The organism is Sphingomonas sp. (assembly GCF_031380695.1).
GTDB lineage: Bacteria > Pseudomonadota > Alphaproteobacteria > Sphingomonadales > Sphingomonadaceae > Sphingomicrobium.
Genome location: NZ_JANMWY010000309.1, coordinates 1 through 4,882, shown reverse-complemented (window position 1 = coordinate 4,882; position 4,882 = coordinate 1). Strand labels below are relative to the sequence as shown.

Annotated in this window: 5 protein-coding genes; 2 read left to right on the top strand and 3 right to left on the bottom strand. The window is 65.9% G+C overall.

Features of this window, described 5'->3' with window-relative positions:
* A partial coding sequence (locus RMN84_RS11215) for a 5'-3' exonuclease H3TH domain-containing protein (protein WP_309612252.1) occupies nucleotides 1-850 on the bottom strand: 850 nt, incomplete at its 3' end.
* A gap of 93 nt (nucleotides 851-943) precedes the next feature.
* On the opposite strand from RMN84_RS11215, the gene RMN84_RS11210 reads away from it, so the two are divergent.
* On the top strand, nucleotides 944-2,191 hold the full coding sequence (locus tag RMN84_RS11210; protein WP_309612251.1) for a sodium:proton antiporter: 1,248 nt from the start codon (nucleotides 944-946) through the stop codon (nucleotides 2,189-2,191).
* The gene (locus RMN84_RS11205) at nucleotides 2,188-2,367 is read left to right on the top strand and encodes a hypothetical protein (RefSeq protein WP_309612250.1); all 180 of its coding nucleotides are present in this window, start codon (nucleotides 2,188-2,190) and stop codon (nucleotides 2,365-2,367) included. The genes RMN84_RS11210 and RMN84_RS11205 overlap by 4 nt, the downstream gene beginning before the upstream one ends.
* A 182-nt stretch (nucleotides 2,368-2,549) precedes the next feature.
* Here RMN84_RS11205 and nadB read toward each other — a convergent pair whose 3' ends face one another.
* Together nadB and RMN84_RS11195 are read right to left on the bottom strand one after the other, a co-directional pair.
* A complete protein-coding gene (gene nadB / locus RMN84_RS11200) occupies nucleotides 2,550-4,136 on the bottom strand; it encodes an L-aspartate oxidase (RefSeq protein ID WP_309612249.1) in 1,587 nt (528 codons plus the stop codon).
* Nucleotides 4,133-4,882, bottom strand: a 750-nt coding sequence (locus RMN84_RS11195) for an ABC transporter ATP-binding protein (RefSeq protein ID WP_309612248.1), incomplete at its 5' end; no start/stop codon positions are given. The genes RMN84_RS11195 and nadB, both read right to left, overlap by 4 nt.

Below are 4,882 nucleotides of genomic sequence, written 5' to 3'. Positions count from 1 at the left end.
CCAGCGTCTTGAACCCCTGGTCCTCCAGGAACGCCCGCAGCGGCTCGGGCGGGATGCCGGTCAGCGCCAGCGCCTCCAGCGGTTCGGGCAGCGCCGCGTCGCACACCAGCCGCACCAGCTCGCGCGACAGTCGCGCATTGTCGGCATGGTCGATCAGCGACTGCTTCAGCTTGGGCTTGGTGATCGTGTCGGTCCCGGCCAGCACGGCCTCGAGCGTCCCGAACTGCTGGATCAGCTGCGCCGCCGTCTTTGGCCCGATCCCCGGCACCCCCGGCACATTGTCGACACTGTCGCCCATCAGCGCCAGCACGTCGCCGAGCAATTCCGGCCCGACCCCGAACTTTTCGGTCACATAGGCGCGATCGATCCGCCGGTCGTTCATCGTGTCGAGCATGTCGATCGAATCACCGTCGATCAGCTGCATCAGGTCCTTGTCCGAACTAACGATCGTCACCTTCCACCCGGCATCGCGCGCCGCGAAGCAGTAGCAGGCGATGATATCGTCCGCCTCCAGCCCTTCGGTCTCGATGCACGGGATCGAAAAGGCCCGCGTCGCGGTGCGGATCAGCGGGAATTGCGGGACCAAATCCTCGGGCGGCGGCGGCCGGTGCGCTTTATACTCGGCGTACATCTCGTTGCGGAACGTCTTCGAGCTGGCGTCGAGGATGACCGCCATGTGGGTCGGGCCGTCCGCCTTGTTGAGCCCGTCTGCCAGCTTCCACAGCATCGCCGTATAGCCATAGACCGCGCCCGCCGGCTGGCCGTGGCGATTGGTCAGCGGCGGCAGCCGGTGATAGGCGCGGAAGATATAGCTCGACCCGTCGACGAGATAGAGATGAGGCTGGGGCATGCGCCGACCGCCTTAGCAGGGTAGGTGGCGGATTCCAGCACCAGCGCTCCGGTTCGGTTTGACGCAGCCGGGACCGCGACCCATGACAGTCGCATGGCCGGCTCCCCGATCGATTTCCCCGTGCTCGGGCTGCTGCTGTTCGTGGCCACGCTCGTCGCCATGCTCACCCGGCGGATCGGCATGCCCTACGCCGTCGGGCTGGTCTTCGCCGGCTTCGGCCTCGCGCTGACCCCGGTCGGGGCGAAGCTCGAGCTGACCCCCGCCCTGATCATGGAGGTATTCCTCCCCCCGCTGATCTTCGAGGCGGCCATCCAGATCCGCTGGCGCCCTTTCCGGCGTGAACTGCCGCTGCTGCTCGTACTCGTCACGGTCGGGGTGATGCTCGCCGCCGCGCTTGTCGCGGTCGGCATGTATTATTACGCCGGATGGGGCTGGCTCGGCGCGGCCTTTTTCGGCGTGCTGATCGCCGCGACCGACCCGGTGTCGGTGATCGCCGCATTCAAGGAATTGCGGGTCGATTATCGCCTCCATCTGCTGGTCGAAAGCGAGAGTTTGCTCAACGACGGCGTCGCCGCCGTCCTGTTCGCGCTGCTGCTCGGCATCGCCGGCGGAGCGGAGGTCGGGCCGACCGCGATCGGCTTCAGCCTGGTCAAGATCGCGTTCGGCGGCATCGCCTGCGGGCTCGCCGTCGCAGGCCTCCTGCTACTCCTTGCCGGCCGCACCCGCGACAAGCTGATCGAAATCAGCCTGACCATGCTTGCCGCCTACGGCAGTTTCCTGCTCGCCGAATATTTCCATATGTCGGGTGTGTTGGCGACGCTCGCTGCCGGCATCCTCATCGGCAATCAGGGGATGGCGGGATCCATCACGCGCCAGAATCGCGGCGCGGTGCTCGATTTCTGGGAATTCGCTGCGTTCCTCGCCAACAGTTTCGTGTTCATTCTGATCGGCAGCGCCGAAGCCTCGCCCGCACTCATCGCCGCCATCCCGCTGGCGATCGTCGCGACCCTGTTGTCGCTCGGCGGGCGCGCGGTGGCGATCTACCCGCTCAGCCTCGCCTTCGCGCGCACGAAGCAGGCGATCAGCTGGCCCTACAAGCATGTCCTGTTCTGGGGAGGATTGCGCGGCGCCCTCGCGCTGGCGCTCGCCCTCGCCTTGCCCGCGAATATTCCGGAGCGCGGCACGATCATCGCCGCCGCTTTCCTCGTCGTGGCCTTTTCGATCGTCGTCCAGGGGCTGACCATGCCGGTGCTAATCCGCCGCCTTGGCCTGCTGCGCGAGGAAGGCGATCCGGCGTGCGACGAACCCGGTGCCCCCGCCCTCGAACCGAGAATCCCATGACCGAAAAATTCCTCCGCCACAAACAGCCCTGGACCAGCGACGAAATCCAGAAACTCCACCGCCTCGCCGCGAAAGGCATGAGCCTCAAGGCCATCTCGAAAGCGATGATCCGCAGCGAGGAATCGATCCAGGCGCGAGCGAAGGGAGACGGGTTGAAGGTTACTAAGTTGCGCTAGGCCACTCTCAGAAAACACTTTCCTACAGCCCCCTTCTTGTGATCCACACTGGTCGATGAGCAAGACCGATTCGCGCCCGCGCCGCACGCGCCTCGACGGCTGGCCCGCCGACTTGTCTTCACTCCTTGGTCCGCAGCGGGCAAAAACGTCGCGTCACCGTGAATCAGTGTGAAGATACGATCCTATGGCACCAGTACCGTGTCGACCGCCTTGGCCGCCGTCTCCGGATAATCCAGTGTGTAGTGCAGCCCCCGGCTCTCGTGCCGCGACAATGCGCTACGGATGATCAAATCGGCCACTTCGACCAGGTTGCGCAGTTCGATCAGGTCGGGGGTCACGCGGAAATTGGCGTAGTAGCCGGCGACTTCGCGGCGGAGCAGCTCCACCCGGTTGCGCGCTCGTTCCAGCCGCTTGGTGGTCCGGACGATGCCGACGAAATTCCACATGAAGCGGCGGATTTCGCCCCAACTCTGCTGGATGACGACTTCCTCGTCGAGGTCGGTTACCCGGCTCTCGTCCCACGCCCGGATCGGCGGTGGCGCGGACAGCGTGTCCCAATGCGCATCGATGTGCTTCGCCGCCGCCTCGCCGAACACCAGGCATTCAAGCAGGCTGTTCGACGCCAGCCGGTTGGCGCCGTGCAGCCCCGACTGGGTCACCTCCCCGGCCGCATACAGTCCCGGCGCATCGGTCCGCCCGTCGAGGTCCACGACTATTCCGCCGCAGGTATAATGCTGGGCCGGTACCACCGGAATCGGCTCCTTGGTGATGTCGATCCCCAGCCCAAGCAATTTCTCATAGATGTTGGGGAAATGCTCGCGGACGAAGTCGGGCTCGCGGTGCGAAATGTCGAGGTGGACATAGTCGAGGCCGTCGCGCTTGATCTCGCTGTCGATCGCGCGGGCGACGATGTCGCGCGGTGCCAGCTCGGCCCGCTCGTCGTAATCGGGCATGAAGCGCTTGCCGGTGCGCGGGTTGATCAGCAAACCGCCCTCGCCGCGCACCGCCTCGGTGATCAGGAAATTCTTGACCGTGAGGTTGTACAGGCAGGTCGGGTGGAACTGCATGAATTCCATATTGCTGATGCGGCACCCGGCGCGCCACGCCATGGCGATCCCGTCCCCCGTCGCACCGCGCGGCGCGGTCGAATAGAGGTAGGCGCGCCCCGCGCCGCCGGTCGCCAATATGGTCGCCCGGGCACAGATCGTCTCGACCCCCTTGGTCTTGCGGTTGAACGCGTAGAGCCCGTGCACCGCGCCCGACGTGCTGAACTCCGCTGCGTGGCGCCCGGTGATCAGATCGATCGCGACCATGTCGGGGATCAGCGTGATGTTGGGGTGCGCGAACGCGGCCTTCTCTAGCGCCTGCTGAACGGCCCAACCGGTGGCGTCCGCAACATGGACGATGCGGCGGTGGCTGTGCCCGCCCTCGCGCGTCAAATGCCAGCGATCGGGACCGTCGCCGGCGTTGAACGGCACCCCCAGTTCGGCCAGTCGCTCGATCGCCTGCGGCGCGCCTTCGACGACATGCTCGACTACGGCAAGGTCGTTGAGCCCTGCCCCGGCGATCATCGTGTCGCGGACATGGGCGTCGAAACTGTCGTCTTCCTCCAGCACGGCGGCGATCCCACCCTGCGCCCAGCCGGTCGCGCCCTCGTCGAGCCTGCCCTTGGCGATCACCGCGACCCGCTTGTTCGTCGCCAGGTTGAGCGCCGCCGTTAGCCCCGCCGCACCCGAACCGACGATGAGGACGTCATAGCCCCCGTTCACGCTGCGTCGCTCGCACGCGTCAGGCTGAGGAACACGTCCTCCAGGTCGGGATCTTTGGTACTGACGTCGACGATGCCCAGCCCCTCGGCCTGCAGCGCGGCCAGCACCTGGCCGGCGTTGACCCGGTCCTTGCGGTACGTGATCGCCAGCTGCCGCTCGCCGGTGATTTCGATCTTGTCGAAACAGGGTGCCGCGGGCGCGACGGTCAGGTCGCGGTCGACGGTCACCACCACCGCCTTGTCCTGCGCCTTGGCGATCAGCTCGCGGGTCGGCTCGTTGGCGATCAGCTTGCCATGATTGATGATCGCGATGCGGTCGCAGAGCTGCTCGGCTTCCTCGAGATAATGGGTCGTCAGCACGACCGTCACACCCTGCCGGTTGAGGCTCTTCACATAGGCCCACAGCTGCATGCGCAGTTCGATGTCGACCCAGGCGGTCGGCTCGTCGAGCACCAGGATCGGCGGCGAATGGACCATCGCCTTGGCCACCAGCAGCCGCCGTTTCATGCCGCCCGACAGGGTCCGCGCATAGGCATCGGCCTTGTCGGTCAGATGCATCGCCGCCAGAAGCGCGTCGCTGCGCCGGTCTTTCTTGGGGATGCCATACATTCCCGCCTGGATTTCCAGCGCCTCCTTCGGCGTGAAGAAAGGGTCGAACAATATCTCCTGGGGCACGATGCCGATCGACCGTTTGGCGTTGCGCGGATGGTCGTCGATGTCGAACCCCCACACGGTCGCCGTGCCGCC